This window comes from Paramagnetospirillum magneticum AMB-1, from assembly GCF_000009985.1.
Lineage (GTDB): Bacteria > Pseudomonadota > Alphaproteobacteria > Rhodospirillales > Magnetospirillaceae > Phaeospirillum > Phaeospirillum magneticum.
Genome location: NC_007626.1, coordinates 3531223 through 3547734, shown reverse-complemented (window position 1 = coordinate 3547734; position 16512 = coordinate 3531223). Strand labels below are relative to the sequence as shown.

Sequence of the window (16512 nt, the reverse complement as noted above, 5' to 3'; positions counted from 1 at the left end):
TTATACATATACTGCTGGGCCGCAAGTTGGCAACACAATAAGCTTAAAAGGAAGTCAGGGATTTATCAATGTCACAGCTCCCCAACTTGATGGGAGTAGCAATCAGAGAACAACGGATTACATTGGCGGTGGGGTCACGTTATACAAGGTTTCTGATGGGCAGAACTTTGTTCCCACGTATTCCGGCACTTTGAGCATGTGGTATATCGAAGTTAGGGATACGCAATCAAATACTGCGAACTTTGCGCCAAGTGCGTCGCTGTCCGTAAACCCCAACACTACACCCTCGTTTGTCGGCGGTTCTTCCCAGTCGGTCACCGTGGCCGTGGGTGCGTCCGCCACCGACCTGAAATCCTACCTCCACATCAGTGATACGGATTCCGGCCAGACGGAGACCTTGACCCAGAGCAGCGGCCCCAGCCATGGAACGTTGAGCATTTCAGGACTCACCGGATCGTCGGGCAGCGCCAATATCACGCCCGCCGGTACCGTCACCTATACGCCGACCGCAGGCTACACCGGCACGGACACCTTCAGTATTCAGGTGAGCGACGGCACGGCGACGGCGACCAAGACCTTCAATATCACCGTCAACGACGCGCCTTCCATCACCGGCGCCAGTGCCGGGCAGACGGTCAACGACAATGCCACCGTCTCGCCGTTCACCAATGTGACCATTGCCGACAACGGTACGTCGGATGGAACCACTGCGCAGACCCAGACGGTAACCATCGCACTGGGCAATTCTCTCAAGGGCTATTTCAGCACGCTTTCCGGCTTCACCAACCAGGGCGCAGGGAACTACACCTTCAGCGGTACGGCTACTGCGGCCACCACGGCCATCCGGGGGCTGGTATTCACGCCCACCGCCAACCGGGTCGCGGTAGGGTCCACCGAGACCACCTCCATGACCATCTCCGTCAGTGATGGCGTGGCCTCGACGGTTACGGACTACGCCACCTCGGTTATCTCCACCTCCATCAACGACACGCCCACCAATATCTCGCTGTCCGCGTCCAGCGTGGCGGAGAACAGCACGGCGGGAACGGCGGTCGGCACTCTGTCGTCCACCGATGCCGATAGCGGGGACAGCTTCACCTACTCCCTGGTGGGCGGCGCCACCGACAAGTTCCAGATTTCCGGCAGTCAGTTGCAGGTGAAGTCCGGGGCCAACCTGGACTACGAGACGGCGACCAGCCATTCGGTGACGGTGCGCACTACAGATGCGCAAGGAGCGTTCTACGAAAAGGCGTTCACTGTCACGGTGACCAATGTCAACGAGACGCCCACCAATATCGCCCTGTCGGCGGCGACGGTTCCGGAAAACAGCGGCGCCGGTACGGTGGTGGGTAATCTCACGACCACCGACCCGGACAGCGGCAACACCTTAACCTATTCGCTGGTGGGAGGGGCCACATCCAAGTTCCAGATCTCGGGCAGCCAGTTGCAGGTGAAGGCCGGGGCCAATCTGGACTACGAGACGGCGACCAGTCATTCGGTGACCGTCCGCTCCACCGATCAGGGCGGCCTGACCTATGACAAGGCATTCACCATTACGGTGAGCAATGTCAACGACCCGCCCACCGTCAGCATCAATGAGGGTGCCACCGTCACCCAGAGCCAGTCGGTTACCATCAATGCCACCCGGTTGGTGGCCTATGACGGCGAGCAGGCGGCGGGCAGCCTGACCTATACCGTCGGCACGGCTCCGGCCGCCGGGACTCTTTACCGCAACAACGTTGCATTGAGCGCCGGGTCCACCTTCACCCAGACCGACGTCAATACCGGCCTGATCACCTATACCCATGGCGGTGGCGGCGGCACCTCGGACAATTTCACCTTCACGGTCGCCGATGGGGTTTCGGGCTCGACGGCGCTCACCACCTTCGCCATCACCGTCAACCGTAACCCCACAGGCGCCATCGCCGGTACCACCTGGAGCGGTTCAGGGGCCAAGACCTATACGTTCAACGCCTTCACCGACGCGGATAACGACACGCTCAGCTATTCGGCCAAGCTGCAAAGCGGCGCGACACTGCCGTCCTGGCTTTCCTTGAACTCCTCGACCAGGACTTTTTCGGGTAATCCACCGGCGGGGGTTTCCAGCTTGGCCATCCGGGTGACGGCCAGCGACGGCAAGGGCGGCACTGGAACCGCCGACTTCACGCTGACCATCACCAACGCCAACGATACCGCCACAGTGGCCAACGCCATTCCAGACCAGACCTGGACGGGATCGGGCGCCAAGAGCTATCAGGTGCCTGCAGCCACCTTCTCGGTTGATCCGGACGGCGATGCGCTGACCTATTCTGCGACTTTGCAGGGCGGCGGGGCACTGCCCAGTTGGCTGAGCTTTGATACCGCCAGCCGCACGTTCTCTGGCAACCCGCCCGCCGGGGTGGGGCCATTCAACATCACGGTGACCGCCAATGACGGCAATGGCGGCACGGTTTCGGATACCTTCGTGCTGACACTGGCTACCGCCAATGATGCGCCCGTGCTGGTGACACCGTTGTCGCCCCAGACCATTTCGGGGCCGGGAGTGTGGAGCTACACGGTGCCGTCGGGAACCTTTTCCGATGCCGACAATGACACATTGACCTGGAGCGCCACCAAGGCTGATGGCTCGGCACTACCAGCCTGGCTGTCGTTCAACGCTGGCACCTTGGTGCTGTCGGGCAACGCCCCCAATAACCTACCGCAGGTGGACGTTAAGATCAGTGTGTCGGATGGCAATGGCGGCTCCGCCTCGTCCACCTTCCGTCTCAACATCGACCAGAACACCAGCAACGACGCTCCAGTGGTGGCCAACACCATCAGCAACCAGACTTGGACCGGGGCGGGCTCCAAGACCTTCCAGGTGCCAAGCAACGTTTTCACGGACGCCGATGGTGACACGCTCAGCCTTTCCGCGACCCTGACCGGAGGCGGGGCTTTGCCGTCCTGGCTGAGTTTCAACCCGCAGACCTGGGCATTTACCGGCAATCCACCGGCTTCGGCCGATGGCCAGACCTATGCCATCACGGTCAGTGCCAACGATAATGAAGGTGGCAGCATCTCGACTGCCTTCAACCTGACCATCGCCAGCGCCAATGACACGCCGTTCCTGGCGAATGGCATTTCCGACCAGAGCATGAGCGGCTCCGGCAGTTGGAGCTATCAGGTTCCGGTCAACACCTTCACCGATGCCGACGGCGATGCCATCACCTGGAGCGCCACCCAGGGCGACGGCTCTGCCTTGCCCTCCTGGCTGTCCTTCAACGCCAGCACCCGCACCTTCTCGGGCAATCCGCCGTCCAGCGTCTCCAGTCTGGTCCTCAAGGTGACCGGCACCGACCCGTCGGCGGCGGCGGTGTCGAGCACATTCACGCTTAGGGTCTCGGACGTCAACGACGTGCCGGTCCTGGCCAATCCGGTCGGCCCGCAATACATGAGTGGCCCAGGCGCCTGGAGCTTCCAGGTGCCCAGCAACACCTTCACCGACGCCGATAGCGATACGCTGACCTGGAGCGCGACCCAAACAGACGGCTCGTCCCTGCCAAGCTGGCTATCCTTCGACGCCAACACCCGCACCTTCTCGGGCAACCCGCCTTGGGGGGCGCCCAACCTGTCCCTGAAGGTGGCCGTGTCCGATGGCAATGGCGGATCTGCCTCGACCAGCTTCCTGCTGTCCATCGACCAAAGCACCACCAACGACATCCCCACGGTGGCCAATGCCATTCCGGCCCAGACCTTCGACGGGGCGGGAAGCTGGACCTACCAGGTGCCGGGCAACACCTTCGCCGATGGTGACGGCGACCAACTGAGTGCCAGCGCCACCCTGTCCAGCGGCGCGGCCCTGCCGTCCTGGATGACGTTCAACACCAGCACCTGGACCTTCTCGGGCAATCCACCGGCCTCGGCCAACGGTCAGACCTATGCTTTGAAGGTGACGGCCACCGATAACCAGCAGGGGTCGATCAGTTCCACCTTCAACCTGACGGTGACCAACGCCAACGACACCCCCACGGTGGCCAATGCCATCGCCGAGCAAAGCTGGAGTGGTTCCGGGGCAAAGAGCTTCCAGTTCAACAGCAACGTCTTCAACGACGCCGACGGCGACACCCTGACCTACAGCGCCACCAAGGCGGACGGTACGGCCCTGCCCAGTTGGCTGTCATTTAATGCTTCGAGTCGCACCTTCAGCGGCAATCCGCCCAGCAGCCTGTCCTATATCGACCTGAAGATCACCGCGTCTGACGGCAACGGTGGCAGCAAATCCACCACCTTCCGTCAGTTGATCTCGGGCGCCAACGACACACCGACCTCTGGGACACCGGGTGGAGGCTCGCTGGGGAGCGGCGGTTCCTACAAGATCCCCTCTGGCACATTCTCGGACCCTGACAGTGATCCGCTGACCTATACCGCCAAGGGGCCAAACAATACGCCCTTGCCGTCCTGGCTGAAGTTCGACCCGACCACCCAGACCTTCAGCGGCACACCGCCCCAGGGAACCAATGGATCCCTGGCTGTGACGGTGACAGCGACCGATTCGTCGGGGGCTGCGGTGTCCAGCGTGATCAACCTCAGTTACAACAATCCGTCTCCGCCACCACCACCTCCGCCGCCGCCGCCGCCACCGCCGGTCGTCGAGGCTCCCAAGCCGCCACCACCTCCCCCGTCCGAGGGACCGGCATTGATTACGTCGATCCGGGCGGCGGTCTCGGATAATGGCGCTTTCACCCAGGGAAGCTCCGGTCTTGGCAGCAATGCCTTTACCTCCCGGATCGCTTCCGTGACCAGTGGTGGTGGGTTCCAGGTGGTGGTGTCGGCGCCACCGGTCAACTCCGTCAGTGACGGCGCGTTGTTTGTCGCCAAGGGCATTCCTGCCGTGGTCATGGATTCCAAGGTCATCAATTTCGCCGTGCCCGTGGATGCTTTCGGTCATACCAGCGCAGAGGCTGGCATCCAACTTGCCGCCAAGATGAGCGATGGTCGCCCCTTGCCGCCTTGGATGAGCTTCGATGCGACGCGAGGTGTCTTCGTCGGTGAGGCTCCCGAGGGCTTTAAGGGATCCTTGGCGGTGGTCGTGGTTGCCCGCGACAACGGCGGGCACGAAGTCGCCACCACCTTCCGCATCCAGGTAGGTGGCGGCGCCGTCACAGAAGGCCAGGCACCCGCCAAGCCCTCGGCTCAGGATCGTGACAATCCTGCTCCGCAAGGACAACGGAACGGTGACCTTGCCCCATCGCGTGACGGCAAGCCGCTCCGAACTGGCGATCTTCATCATACTGGCAAGCTGGCCTTCACCCAGCAACTCAAGCAGGCCGGTCGCCATGCGGCCATGGCCCGTCTGGCGCGGTGGGGATGATGCGCAACGTCATCGCCACGTATATTTTCTCGATCCGTCTGGGGTGGACGGTCCCGGTTCTGTGCCTGCTGTCCTTCGGAGCACAAGCTCAGGAACCGGTGATCCCGGTCCAACTGGTGGCGGTGCAGTTCACGACCCTATCTGCCGAATTGCCGGGCAAAATCGACCGCATCACGGTGAAGGAAGGTGACCGCTTCAAGGAGGGCCAGACCCTGGTGGGTTTCGACTGCGTCATTCAAAGGGCGCAGTTGGACGAGGCCCAGGCGGTGCTTGGCGCGGCGGAAAAGTCCAAATCGGTGCATAAGCGCCTGCTGGAGCTTAACTCGGCCGGAACGCTGGAGGCCGAGAAGTCGGCGTCCGACGCCGCCGTGGCCCAGGCCAAGCTCAACTCGGCCCGTGCCGTCACCAGCAAATGCGGCATTGCCGCCCCGTTCTCCGGCCGGGTGGTCGAGCAGAAGGCGAGAGCCCATCAATATGTCCAGGCCGGGCAACCGATCCTCGACATCCTCGACGATTCGACCCTGGAGGCCGAGTTCATCGTGCCGTCCGGCTGGGTTCGCAACCTCAAACCCGGTCTGGTGGTCCAGGTGGCGGTGGACGAGGTCAAGAAGGTCTACCCCGCCAAGATCGCTCGCGTCGGCGCCAAGGTCGATGCGGTCAGCCATTCGGTCAAGGTGGTGGCCGAGGTCAAGGGCGACTATCCCGAACTGATCGCCGGTATGACAGGCCGGGTCCAAATGCCAGCGCCATGAGCGACAACCCGCTCATCAACCTGCTGGGGCTGGAGGAGCACGCGAGGAAGGCGGCCAATTCCACCGAACTTGGCTTTGTCATGGTCAATGACAGCCGGGCACTGGCTTTCTATCGCCAAGCGGCGCTGTTCATCGACGGTGAAGGTCTGAAGGCGGTATCGGGAGTCGCCGGGATCGAGGCCGGGGCACCGTTTACCCTGTGGTTGGAGCGGGTGTTCAAGCGTCTGGCATCCGATGATGTGCGCCAAGTCCGCCCCGCCGATCTTGATGGCGCCGATGGGGCAGAATGGTCGGAGTGGCTGCCTCGCCATGCCCTACTACTGCCGTTGAAGGACCGCGACGGCCTGCGACTCGGAACCCTGCTGCTCGCCCGTGACGAGGATTGGGGCGAGCAGGACATTGCCCTGCTCACCCGTGCTTCGGATTTCTACGGCCATGCTTGGGCCGTGCTGCACCGGCCCTCGCCGGTGACGGAATGGAAGCGAAAAGTCACATCCATTCCTCGCTACCGGCTGAAGCTGGCGGCGGGAATCGTGCTGGCACTGCTGTTTCCGGTGCGCCTTTCGGTGCTGGCCCCGGCCGAGGTGGTGGCCCACAATCCGGCGGTGATCCGTTCGCCCATGGACGGCGTCATCGAGAAGGTGCATGTGCGGCCCAACCAGCCCGTAGGTGAGGGCGACATCCTGTTCGAACTGGATCGCACCACGCTCACCGGTAAGCTGGAGGTGGCAAAGAAAGCTCTGTCCACCGCTCAGGCTGAACTGGATCAGGCCACCCAGCAGGCATTCTTCGATTCCAAGGCCAAGGGGCAGCTTGCCATCATCCGTGCCCGCATCGAGGAGCGGAGCGCCGAGGCGGCGCAGTTGGAAGACTTGATGGCCCGCTCCCAGGTCAAGGCGCCGCGCGCCGGTGTCGCCGTGCTGGATGATCCCGCCGAATGGCAGGGCCGCCCGGTCAACGTGGGCGAGAAGGTGCTGGCGGTGGCATCGCCCCATGACGTGGAGGTGGAGGCTTGGTTGGCCCCTGCCGATGTCATCGCATTGGAGAAGGGTGACCCGGTCAGCCTGTTTCTCAATGCCGATCCGCTGTCGCCGGTATCGGCCCGGCTGCTTTATGTCACCTATGAAGCTATCCCCCAGCCCGACGGCACCCTGGGTCATCGGGTGCGGGCGGAATTGGCCAAAGGCGACAGCGGTCCCCGGTTGGGATTGAAAGGCACCGCCCGACTCGACGGCCATCGGGTGGCGTTGATCTACTGGCTGGCGCGGCGCCCGCTGGCGGTCGTGCGTAACTTTGTGGGTCTGTAGCCATGGACGCAGCCGCCCTGCCATTGCCGGGTTTGCGCGATGAGCTATCGCTGCATCCGGGGCCGGCCAGCCTCGACGGCTCGCCCACCTGGACCATCCGCGATCCGGTGCGAAACCGCTATTTCCGCATCGGCTGGGCCGCCTTCGAGGCGCTGAGCCGCTGGGGTGGCACCGCCGGTGACGTCGCTAAGGCGGTGCGTTCTGAAACCACCATCGACATGAGTGATGAGGAGGTGGTGGATGTCGCCAAGTTCCTCCACGGCAACCAACTGACCCTGGCCAACAGCCATGCCGACACACTGCGGCTGGCCGAGCAGGCGGCGACGGAAAAGCATTCCGTCTTCAACTGGCTGCTGCACCATTACCTGTTCTTCCGCATTCCGCTGGTGCGGCCCGACCGGTTTCTGGGGGCCATGCTGCCGCTGATGTGCTGGCTGGGCAGCCAGTGGTTTCGTTGGACCAGTGCCGGGGCTTTGTTGCTCGGGTTGATGCTGGTGGTGCGGCAATGGGAGGTCTTCACCGCCACCCTGGTCGATACCCTCTCGCTTTCCGGCATGGTCAGCTACGGCATCGCCTTGTCATTTGTGAAGGTGATCCACGAACTGGCCCACGGCCTCACCGCCAAGCGCTACGGCTGTCGGGTTCCCACCATGGGAATCGCCTTCCTGGTGATGTGGCCGGTGCTCTACACCGACGTCAACGAGACCTGGACCTTGGCGTCGCGGCGTCAGCGCCTGCTGGTCGGCTCCGCTGGCATCCTGGCCGAACTCTCGGTGGCGGCCTGGGCCACGCTGCTCTGGGCATTCCTGCCCGACGGTGGCATGCGACAAGCGGTGTTTGTGCTGGCCGCCTTCACCTGGGTGTCGTCGCTGGCCATCAATCTCAGCCCATTCATGCGATTCGATGGCTATTTCCTTGCCATGGACGCCCTGGAATTGCCCAACCTGCATCCGCGTTCCTTCGCCATGGCCAAGTGGTGGCTACGGGAAGTGTTGTTCGATCTGGGCGAGCCACCGCCGGAAGCCATGAACCCAGGCCGCCAGCGGGCCATGGTCGTCTTTGCTTTTGCCGTTTGGATTTACCGGCTGGTGTTGTTCCTCGGCATTGCCGCCCTGGTCTATCACTTCTTCATCAAGGCGGTGGGCGTTCTCCTGTTTGCCGTCGAGATCGGCTGGTTCGTGTTCCTGCCCATCTGGAACGAGGTCAAGGAATGGGCCAAGCGCCGCGACGGTATTTTCAAGAACTCCCGCTGGAAGCGACCATTGCTGGGAATCGGCCTCGCCTTGGTGGTCGCGGTCATCCCGTGGCGGACCCGGATTGAGGCTCCGGCCTCGGTCGCCGCCGAGATTATGGCGCCGCTATTCCTGCCCGCTCCGGCCCGGTTGGAAGCGGTGCTGGTCGAGCGCGGCCAGCATGTGGCGGCGGGAACAAAGTTGCTGGCCTTCACCGCCCCCGATATCGATTCAAGGCGTGCCATCACCGCCGCCAAGCTGGCGGGAAAATCAGCCGAGTTGGAGGCGGTCAAGCTCGATCCCTTCGGGCGGGAACGCCTGTCGGCCCTGACCGAGGAACTATCGCGGCTTGGGTCTGAGAAGGCGGCCCTGGATGCCGAGGCCGAACGTCTGACCATTACCTCGCCCCATGCCGGGATCTTCCTTGATCCACTGCCGGATCTGAAGCCCGGCGCTTGGCTGTCGCCCAAGCAGCAATTGGGTCTGATCCGTGTTGATGGTTCGACCATCGCCACCGCCTATGTGGCCGAGGATGACCTGGAGAGGATCAAGCCGGGCGACACCGCCCGTTTCATCCCCAACGGCCTCGACCATGTCGGTATGACCGGCACGGTGCTGGCCATCGACCGTAATCCGATCAAGGTGCTGACCGATCCGGCCCTGGCCTCGCTCCATGGCGGCGACATCCCCGTGCGGGTATCGGGCCAGATTCTGGTGCCCCAGGGAAGCTTCTTCCGCGTTACCATCCGTCTGGATGGCACGGCCCCCAACCTCAAGCTGATCGGCCATGTCCAGATCAGCGGCCAGGGCCAAAGCCTGATTGGCCGCGCCGCCCGCTCGGCCCTGGTGGTGCTGGTCCGGGAGTGGGGCGCATAATCATCAACCCAGTGAAGGAGATCGACATGAAGATCAAGCAAACCCTGATGGTGATGATGGTGGCGGCCATGCTGACCCCTGCACCAATAGCCCTGGCCCAGAGCGGCCCCATCGACAAGGCTTATGAAGATGGCAAGGCTGCGGAGATCTCGTCGGTCAAGCTGCGTTTAGCAACCCAGTCTGCCACAGTGGCCGTGCAGGAATTGAACGAGGCTGAGGGCTCTTTGCGGCGGTTGAAGGAGGCCAAGGCTTCCGACCTACGCCGCAAGATTGCTACCGAACTTGAAATGGCGATCACCCGATTGAAAATCGCTGCGGGAGGGCAATGACGCATCGCTCCCCTTGAGCCGTTCAAAGCTTGTGTGTGCTGAGATGGATATCACCTGACAGATAGGACCACACCGGCCCGGCACGCCGGGCCAGTATGAGTCAATTCGCACGCTTACAGCCTGATTAAGCGTAAACGAGTGTCTCATGGCTATGACGATGGTAAAGATCACCATTAGTGCATGGAAATGCAACATACTCGGCACCAAATATATCTATAATATCGCTATTATTTGAATATGATCGATGCGCCTTGTTGACATCACATGTCCATCCGACGGTGACGCGACCTGTATTAAAATCTGTATCCAAGACCGTTAGATAGCATCTTCCTCGCCGGATCACATAAACCATATCAAGCGGATAGCAGTCCCCGCTATAAGCCATTTTGAAGCGAACGGCATCACTCTTGCGTTTGAACACAATGCAATAATAATCATATAAATACCGAGCAACACCCATTCGCCACAAACCAATCTCATGGCTCGTCAAATGACAAACTGTCGCGTATATATTTTGTTTTGTTAATGTCTCCATAATGTTTTCATATTCACATTCATCTTCATAAAGCTCAGTAGCCAGCATGTATCCTTGTGAATAGATGGTTGGTATTAGCGTCGATGTTATATTAGCGATGCTTTTTTGGATTTTCATGATCAAATCTCTCCTGTTCGCGCCGGGGATGATTCGCCCGGCGCGTGATAATGGGTAACTCAGCAGACGTTCTGGGGTTTTAGATCAGCGTGAGAGCTGCCTGGATAGCGTTTAGCAGGTAGTGGAAGTCCCCGAATTGCAAAAGCGGGGAGGCATTTCGGCATCAGCCCACTGGGGTGTGGAGATCGCCATTGGTGCAGTTAAATGCCACATATTCTGCACCAACAAGTCTCGGAAGAATACTATTTGTAGTGTATGAACGATATGCTTTGTTTATATCCCGCACCCATTCAACACAAACCGGAACGGGAGCTGGGAAGTCATCGTCTATATCGCTGTCTTCTCCATCATCGACGATAGTACTCATCCTATTCTTTACCGAAAGGTATGTGTCGCCGCGTTTAATGACATATATTTTATTCAAGGCCCACGTCTCATCATCGCAAACCATTCTAAACTTAACTGCATCGCTTCTTTTTTTGAATACAACGCAGTGGTATATAACAGGAAGCTCATAGTAACGATTGAAACCATCTGGAGTTGGTGTCTCCCCCAGGTATATTTCATTGCTTTTAAAGATACACATTATGGCGTGTATGTGGTGTTTTTTAAAAGTGTCCTTGATGTCATTCAATTCACAAACACAAGTCTCGAACATATCATCAATCTCACATGTCGCTACCATGTGGGCTTGGGAGTATATGGTCGGGATTAGGTTGGCAGTTATAGTTGCGAATGGTTTTTGGGTTGTCATGACTACATTTCTCCTGTTCGCAATGGGCATGACGACGCCCATTGAGTGAATGATTTGGTTAGTTCAGGCTTATAGCGGGTTACCCGCCACCGATGCCTCTGCGGCAGCCTGATCAATTCGACCAAGCCCACCGAAGCTCAGGCGGCAAAGGCGCTGCTGCGCCTGTGCCAGGGACATGAAACCCCGCGTCTCGCATGAGCAAGGTTCAGCAAGGCACCGAAATCCGCCCAAATAAGTGTCTCGTATATGTGCCAATTTGACATTTGAGACATATTCCCATATGCTTCTTAAATACAAACAAGACATGAGGCCGCTATGCTGATCGGATATGCGAGAACATCCACTCTTGATCAGCGGGCCGGCCTTGATGCCCAGTACCGAGACCTGGAAGCTGCCGGTTGCGAAAAAATCTTCACGGAGCAAGTTTCGTCCGTGGATGTTGCTGCTCGCGACCAGCTTGCTGCCGCTCTGGAGTTTGTCCGAGAGGGCGATGTCCTGATGGTGAGCAAGTTGGATCGGCTGGCCCGATCCGTCCCTCATCTCCTCCAGATCACCGAATATCTGGAACAGAAGAAGGTGGCCCTGCGGGTTCTCAACATGGCGATGGACACAAGCACGCCGACGGGACGGCTTATGCTTACCTTGCTTGGCGGGATCGGTGCGTGGGAACGAGAAATCATGTTGGAGCGCCAGCGGGAGGGTATCGCCAAGGCCAAGGCCGAAGGCAAATACAAGGGCCGCCGCCCGACGATAAAGCCCGAGGAAATCCGTGCCCTGAAGGACGAGGGGCTTGGGGCGGCTGCCATCGCCCGCAAGCTGGGGGTCGGGCGGGCCAGCGTTTACCGGTTGCTGGCCGAATAGCCATTTCGGCTACCGGCCCGTTGCCATATTTCTCCCCATACTCTGGCTTCTAAAACCTTTAACCCATTGATTCCATGCTCGTATTCGCCTCGATCTTCATCGCTTTTGGACAGTGCCGCAGCCTCGATAGTGGCGTCGAGGCAATCGTTGATGTTCTGTATCAGGGCCAGAAGAACCTCGGCAGATGGGCGGCGGCAACGGGACAGGGATGAACTCAAATAACTTTGGCTGCGATTTGCAAAATCACCAAAGCTGCGACCCGACCCAACCACCCCGAGAGAGTGAAGTTCATCGTAAATATCTTTAAGATTTAGCATAGAATGCCTCCTGCATATGATGTTGTAGTAATATTTATGCAGGCAGCACGATGCAGAATATTATTTATTAGCAATTATACATATGCGACATGTTTGTGTAATTATATTAGCTGTGATCAGGCATTCATGGTCTTGTAGTTATATATTATACAACCATCTGTCAGATGATCTAAACTCAAGTGACATACATTTATAAAGTCTACCAATCTTTTTTAACCAAACAGGCTCCCAGTCATTCCCAAAGGTGACTGGGATATCGCCAATTCCACCAGATGCATATCGGCATATTTGTTTGTTAATATAGCCATATATATTGCTGACTGCCTCGTCAGTTGATTGATTTTCAAACAATGACTTGACGACCACCCGCCACCGTCCCGGCCATTTTCGCCGCAATTCTTCTGAAAGATTATCTGCATCGCACCGACTACACGCTATCAGCATGTGGACATGCAGATTGATGATAATGTCATCGCCCACGAGTGGTTGAACGCCCATATCGCTAAATAGTGATTCTCGGTGACCGTGAACATCCCGGCTTCTTGATAAATCAAACTCAAACGCACCACGAAATCGTAGGCCGGGCAAACGACGGCTCTTGGTTAGACTTGCCCAATCTGACTTAAATAGCTCAATTTCCGCCCCGATTTTAGACTCAATCTCCGCCTCTGAAGCGCTCTGGCTGACGCGTATCCCGCTGATAATTATAGTGGCAAACGCTAATTTTGACCGCTCAACCGAACGAAAAAACTGCCAACTTCTCGGGAGTTTGCTTTTTGAACCAATTGCTGGCTGCGATATATTCTTTTCCATGTGACCACCTCAAAAAATGCCCCTGGCGCGTTCCAATACGCCAGGAGCCATGTGCTGGGAGGTGGCGCAGCACAAGTAAAAGTATTCAATGCGATACATATATTCATAGTGACCACCTCTTTCGTCGAAAATTGGAACTGACGACAGAGGTATTTAGGCATGTAGTTATTTCACTTGGATGGACCGCGATCTATCACCCGTCGGTTGGCACGCATAATGAGCAAACTCACCAAATGTTCTGTCCAATGCGTCGCAGCTTTAATAGTGTCAAGAACTTCCAATAGACCAGAGCCCAACTCAGCATCATCTCCTAAAAACGAATTATCGCATTGATATTTTCTCTCAACAGACACCGCATCAGCGGCAGAAATCATTAGTTCATTCAATCTCATATTCATCACCTCCATATGGCCTACTACCTATTTATGCAGCAGCACCACTGATGGATTTCAAGTGAGCGGGCATTTTTGGTGATGTCAGCCGCCATGTTTTACGTTGATACTCTTTGACCTGGAAATTGATCCCGCCGAGCATTTTAAACGGGCGGACAAGGGCAACGACATGCATCATGATTTCAAGAGAATGTGCCCAGTCAAATATCAGGTTATCAGTTAGCTGCCACCCAATCTGCCAGAGCAGTTTTTCTGGATTGTTGTAGTGAATATACTGATGAAGCTTCCTTTTAATTCTCAGCAGCATCCGATCAACATCAACATTTTTAAGTGCATTTTTTGACACAATCTCTCTGAAGCATTCTGCAATTAAATTGACATCGTTTTCCTTTGCCGGAAAAGCTGTCCACAGATCGGCGATAGCCTTGATCTTTTCAGATAGGTTGGTTAAGTGGTCAAGTGATAGTGGCTGCATATGACAAAAGTATTTGACTTCCGCATTGCTGGGAGGAGGGCCGCCTGCGATGTGGAGCACATCATCAATATATACAATATTACAAAGCGTTCGTAGTTGCGGCGTCAGATCAACAATTTCAACGCTGTGATCAGAAAACTTCATTCGGAAAAATGATAGATACCTTTTATTTTCTGCTGCTATATAGAAGTCATCCACGAGTTCGCCATAGCGCCCTATGTGGGGCATTTTCTGGAACCATGATTCATATGACTTTCCGCCAAAATGTTTTCGTAACCAATGGCATGCAGCATCCCTTCTCTTGCTATCAACTGTAATTTTCATAACTTGCATTTTTTTCACCTCCTTATTGTTTGTTGTGTTTAATAAACCGCATGAGTGCGCTTCTTCATTGGCACGCACCTTTGCGTATCGCCTCGGCGGCGCCCATCAATGCCTATTTATGCAGCCAATTTCCTTCGGTCTCTGAGCGGTGCCGTGCCCGCCCGTCCAGCTTAAACGCCAGGGTGGCGGACGGGATGTTGCCGCTGATCGATTAGGTGCTACGCGGCCCGAAGATGATGACCATGGCGCCGACGACACAGATCGCCGCGCCGATGGTGTCCCAGCGGTCGGGGCGAGTGCCCTCTACCGCCCACATCCAGATCAGCGATGCCAGGATGTAGATGCCGCCGTAGGCCGCGTAGGCGCGCCCGGCGAAGTCGGCGTCTATGCGGGTGAGCGCCCAGGCGAAAAGGCCGAGGCTGGCCATGCCGGGCACCAGCCACAGCGGCGACTTATCCAGGCGCAGCCACGCCCAGAAGGCAAAACAGCCGCCGATCTCCGCGAACGCGGCCAGGATGTAGGTCGGAATGGTCCACATGCAGCCTCTCCTCCGCCATCGTCACCCGGATCAGCGGGGATGTCGAGCCTCAGCACCCCTGGGTGTGGTGGTTACCGGAGGGAAGGGGATAAGCCGTAAAGCAATAATTCTATCACCAATAAATACTCGCCTCTCATTGCGATGAATACGCATGTCGCACAAAATATGTGTGCCTGCATAAATAATCATTGTGATGCAATAATTGCATTATGCGCTGGGCAGGCACATCGATGCTTTGTTGAGCGAATATATATTTGGAGGTTGGACATGAATAAAGTATTTAATAACGATAATTGCCGAATATTTGTCGGTCGCCGACAGGATCGCCCCGAGGCCGCCATGGAAAGGCGGCTTAAAGCGCTGGGGAAGCAATACCCGTGGCGCATCACATTGGCCGCTGATGAGGAAGGCTACACCTACTTTCAGAGCCATTTGGCCAAATGCAAAGGCAGGATTGCCGTCACGGATAACGGCGGCGGAGAGGTCACCCCCAAGCACCTCGACGCGGTGTTTAATAGCCGCCTTGGATATGGTGCATTTACCCTCTGGTCAACCGCACCCGATGATATTGAGATGATTCGGTCGACTCTGCCTCCATCTGAAAGCGCTCCACAGGAGCGAGACACCAAGTATCCGGTGAAAACCACATACTACATTACGGCCGACGACATTGAGGATTTCGCGGTCAGGTTTAAAATGACCGACGATGAAAAATACGTGGTGACCGTCGGAGGTGCCGTGATCCAGGGGGGCGACCATTTGCTCGATATCGCAGATGACTGGATTGAAGTGCCCGTTTGTTTGTGTCAGGTCGGCCCTCGCCAAGCGCCGGTGGAGATGCGCCGATGGTTGGACCAGCATGATCAAGATCGCGAGTGATCGATACTCGTTGAACAAGATTGTCGTTGGCTTAACTGGTCATATTTTGGGGGCGCTTTGGGGACGCAAGACAAAATGCTTACCCCCTCGCTCCTGGGGCGCATCATAACATATTGAAAATATAGAGAAATTGGCGCAACCGCTGAGATTCGAACTCAGGACCTCTGCCTTCGGAGGGCAGCGCTCTATCCAGCTGAGCTACGGCTGCGCGGGTCTCGGGTAAACGAGAGGCGAGGTTTATAGCGCAAGGCCGCCGGTGTGGGAAGGGGGAAGGTGCTGATCGGAGCAACACCCTCCCTCGGCCTCGGTCGTCGGTTCGAATCCTACAGGCTGCGCCGTGTGCCGGGAGTGTGGCCGCCGAAATCGCCATCGAGCCAAAGCAGCTGGGGAGGGAATTACAGATCTGAAATATGAAGCGTATCATGACATATGAAGAGGGCCGGCAGTTGCATTGCACACACAACAGCCCTGGCAGTTTTCAATCGCCCACTGACGTATCTCGGCGATCAAGCGTAAGTCGCCCCCTCTTCGCTCCAACTCCGCGCAGCACGCGATAGCCGAAGTAAATGGTGACTCCACCAGAATCGGAAGAATGGCAGCCTTCACGCTAACAGGCGCGGCATTAAGGACCTCGCACACGGCCAGTCTCCTCTGAGAGAAA

General features: G+C 57.5%; 14 protein-coding genes and 1 tRNA gene. 7 read left to right on the top strand and 8 right to left on the bottom strand.

Translation table 11 applies throughout. The features are described 5' to 3' along the window. Positions 1-325: 325 nt before the first annotated feature. The 5 genes from AMB_RS23520 to AMB_RS16515 are packed head-to-tail and all read left to right on the top strand — an operon-like array spanning position 326 to position 9846. Entirely contained in the window at positions 326-5350 is a 5025-nt protein-coding gene (locus AMB_RS23520; RefSeq protein ID WP_407636044.1) for a putative Ig domain-containing protein, read from the top strand. Then, on the top strand, positions 5347-6102 hold the full coding sequence (locus AMB_RS16530) for an efflux RND transporter periplasmic adaptor subunit (protein WP_197531963.1): 756 nt from the start codon (positions 5347-5349) through the stop codon (positions 6100-6102). Before AMB_RS23520 ends, AMB_RS16530 begins: the two co-directional genes overlap by 4 nt. Continuing rightward, a complete protein-coding gene (locus tag AMB_RS16525) occupies positions 6099-7409 on the top strand; it encodes an efflux RND transporter periplasmic adaptor subunit (RefSeq protein ID WP_011385635.1) in 1311 nt (436 codons plus the stop codon). The genes AMB_RS16530 and AMB_RS16525 overlap by 4 nt, the downstream gene beginning before the upstream one ends. A 2-nt stretch (positions 7410-7411) precedes the next feature. Then, positions 7412-9517, top strand: a complete 2106-nt coding sequence (locus tag AMB_RS16520; RefSeq protein WP_011385634.1) for a site-2 protease family protein — start codon at positions 7412-7414, stop codon at positions 9515-9517. A 26-nt stretch (positions 9518-9543) separates the two neighbouring features. Continuing rightward, positions 9544-9846 carry a hypothetical protein gene (locus tag AMB_RS16515; RefSeq protein ID WP_148207450.1) on the top strand — a complete coding sequence of 101 codons (303 nt, stop codon included), beginning with the start codon at positions 9544-9546 and terminating at the stop codon, positions 9844-9846. Between the two features lie 124 nt (positions 9847-9970). Here the strand turns inward: AMB_RS16515 and AMB_RS25365 are convergent, their stop codons facing one another. Both AMB_RS25365 and AMB_RS25360 read right to left on the bottom strand, forming a co-directional pair. After that, on the bottom strand, positions 9971-10498 hold the full coding sequence (locus tag AMB_RS25365; RefSeq protein ID WP_148207449.1) for a hypothetical protein: 528 nt from the start codon (positions 10496-10498) through the stop codon (positions 9971-9973). A 163-nt stretch (positions 10499-10661) separates the two neighbouring features. Continuing rightward, complete coding sequence (locus AMB_RS25360; protein ID WP_148207448.1) at positions 10662-11252, bottom strand: hypothetical protein; 591 nt, start codon at positions 11250-11252, stop codon at positions 10662-10664. A 315-nt stretch (positions 11253-11567) separates the two neighbouring features. On the opposite strand from AMB_RS25360, the gene AMB_RS16510 reads away from it, so the two are divergent. After that, a complete protein-coding gene (locus AMB_RS16510) occupies positions 11568-12113 on the top strand; it encodes a recombinase family protein (protein ID WP_043744884.1) in 546 nt (181 codons plus the stop codon). On the opposite strand, the gene AMB_RS25355 is transcribed toward AMB_RS16510, so the two are convergent. The 5 genes from AMB_RS25355 to AMB_RS16505 form a co-directional block, all read right to left on the bottom strand. Next, positions 12092-12430 (bottom strand): hypothetical protein, encoded by a 339-nt coding sequence (locus AMB_RS25355; RefSeq protein WP_148207447.1) that lies wholly within the window; start codon positions 12428-12430, stop codon positions 12092-12094. The two genes, AMB_RS16510 and AMB_RS25355, sit on opposite strands and share 22 nt — an antisense overlap. Before the next feature lie 138 nt (positions 12431-12568). Then, a complete protein-coding gene (locus tag AMB_RS25350; protein WP_148207446.1) occupies positions 12569-13243 on the bottom strand; it encodes a hypothetical protein in 675 nt (224 codons plus the stop codon). A 170-nt stretch (positions 13244-13413) separates the two neighbouring features. After that, positions 13414-13635: a hypothetical protein gene (locus AMB_RS25345; protein WP_148207445.1), complete on the bottom strand. Its 222-nt coding sequence runs from the start codon at positions 13633-13635 to the stop codon at positions 13414-13416. A gap of 31 nt (positions 13636-13666) precedes the next feature. Continuing rightward, entirely contained in the window at positions 13667-14512 is an 846-nt protein-coding gene (locus tag AMB_RS25340) for a hypothetical protein (protein ID WP_148207444.1), read from the bottom strand. Between the two features lie 133 nt (positions 14513-14645). Then, positions 14646-14972: a YnfA family protein gene (locus AMB_RS16505; RefSeq protein ID WP_011385631.1), complete on the bottom strand. Its 327-nt coding sequence runs from the start codon at positions 14970-14972 to the stop codon at positions 14646-14648. 267 nt (positions 14973-15239) lie between these two features. On the opposite strand from AMB_RS16505, the gene AMB_RS16500 reads away from it, so the two are divergent. Continuing rightward, complete coding sequence (locus tag AMB_RS16500; RefSeq protein ID WP_231848867.1) at positions 15240-15851, top strand: hypothetical protein; 612 nt, start codon at positions 15240-15242, stop codon at positions 15849-15851. A gap of 131 nt (positions 15852-15982) precedes the next feature. Here the strand turns inward: AMB_RS16500 and AMB_RS16495 are convergent. Next, positions 15983-16059: transfer RNA gene (locus tag AMB_RS16495), tRNA-Arg, on the bottom strand. Positions 16060-16512: the final 453 nt, after the last annotated feature.

Excerpts from the sequence above, each read along its gene's own strand:
- AMB_RS16530 (WP_197531963.1), top strand. The coding sequence starts at position 5,347 with ATGATGCGCAACGTCATCGCCACGTATATTTTCTCGATCCGTCTGGGG.
- AMB_RS16525 (WP_011385635.1), top strand. The coding sequence starts at position 6,099 with ATGAGCGACAACCCGCTCATCAACCTGCTGGGGCTGGAGGAGCACGCG.
- AMB_RS16520 (WP_011385634.1), top strand. The coding sequence starts at position 7,412 with ATGGACGCAGCCGCCCTGCCATTGCCGGGTTTGCGCGATGAGCTATCG.
- AMB_RS16515 (WP_148207450.1), top strand. The coding sequence starts at position 9,544 with ATGAAGATCAAGCAAACCCTGATGGTGATGATGGTGGCGGCCATGCTG.
- AMB_RS25365 (WP_148207449.1), bottom strand. The coding sequence starts at position 10,498 with ATGAAAATCCAAAAAAGCATCGCTAATATAACATCGACGCTAATACCA.
- AMB_RS25360 (WP_148207448.1), bottom strand. The coding sequence starts at position 11,252 with ATGACAACCCAAAAACCATTCGCAACTATAACTGCCAACCTAATCCCG.
- AMB_RS16510 (WP_043744884.1), top strand. The coding sequence starts at position 11,568 with ATGCTGATCGGATATGCGAGAACATCCACTCTTGATCAGCGGGCCGGC.
- AMB_RS25355 (WP_148207447.1), bottom strand. The coding sequence starts at position 12,430 with ATGCTAAATCTTAAAGATATTTACGATGAACTTCACTCTCTCGGGGTG.
- AMB_RS25350 (WP_148207446.1), bottom strand. The coding sequence starts at position 13,243 with ATGGAAAAGAATATATCGCAGCCAGCAATTGGTTCAAAAAGCAAACTC.
- AMB_RS25345 (WP_148207445.1), bottom strand. The coding sequence starts at position 13,635 with ATGAGATTGAATGAACTAATGATTTCTGCCGCTGATGCGGTGTCTGTT.
- AMB_RS16505 (WP_011385631.1), bottom strand. The coding sequence starts at position 14,972 with ATGTGGACCATTCCGACCTACATCCTGGCCGCGTTCGCGGAGATCGGC.
- AMB_RS16500 (WP_231848867.1), top strand. The coding sequence starts at position 15,240 with ATGAATAAAGTATTTAATAACGATAATTGCCGAATATTTGTCGGTCGC.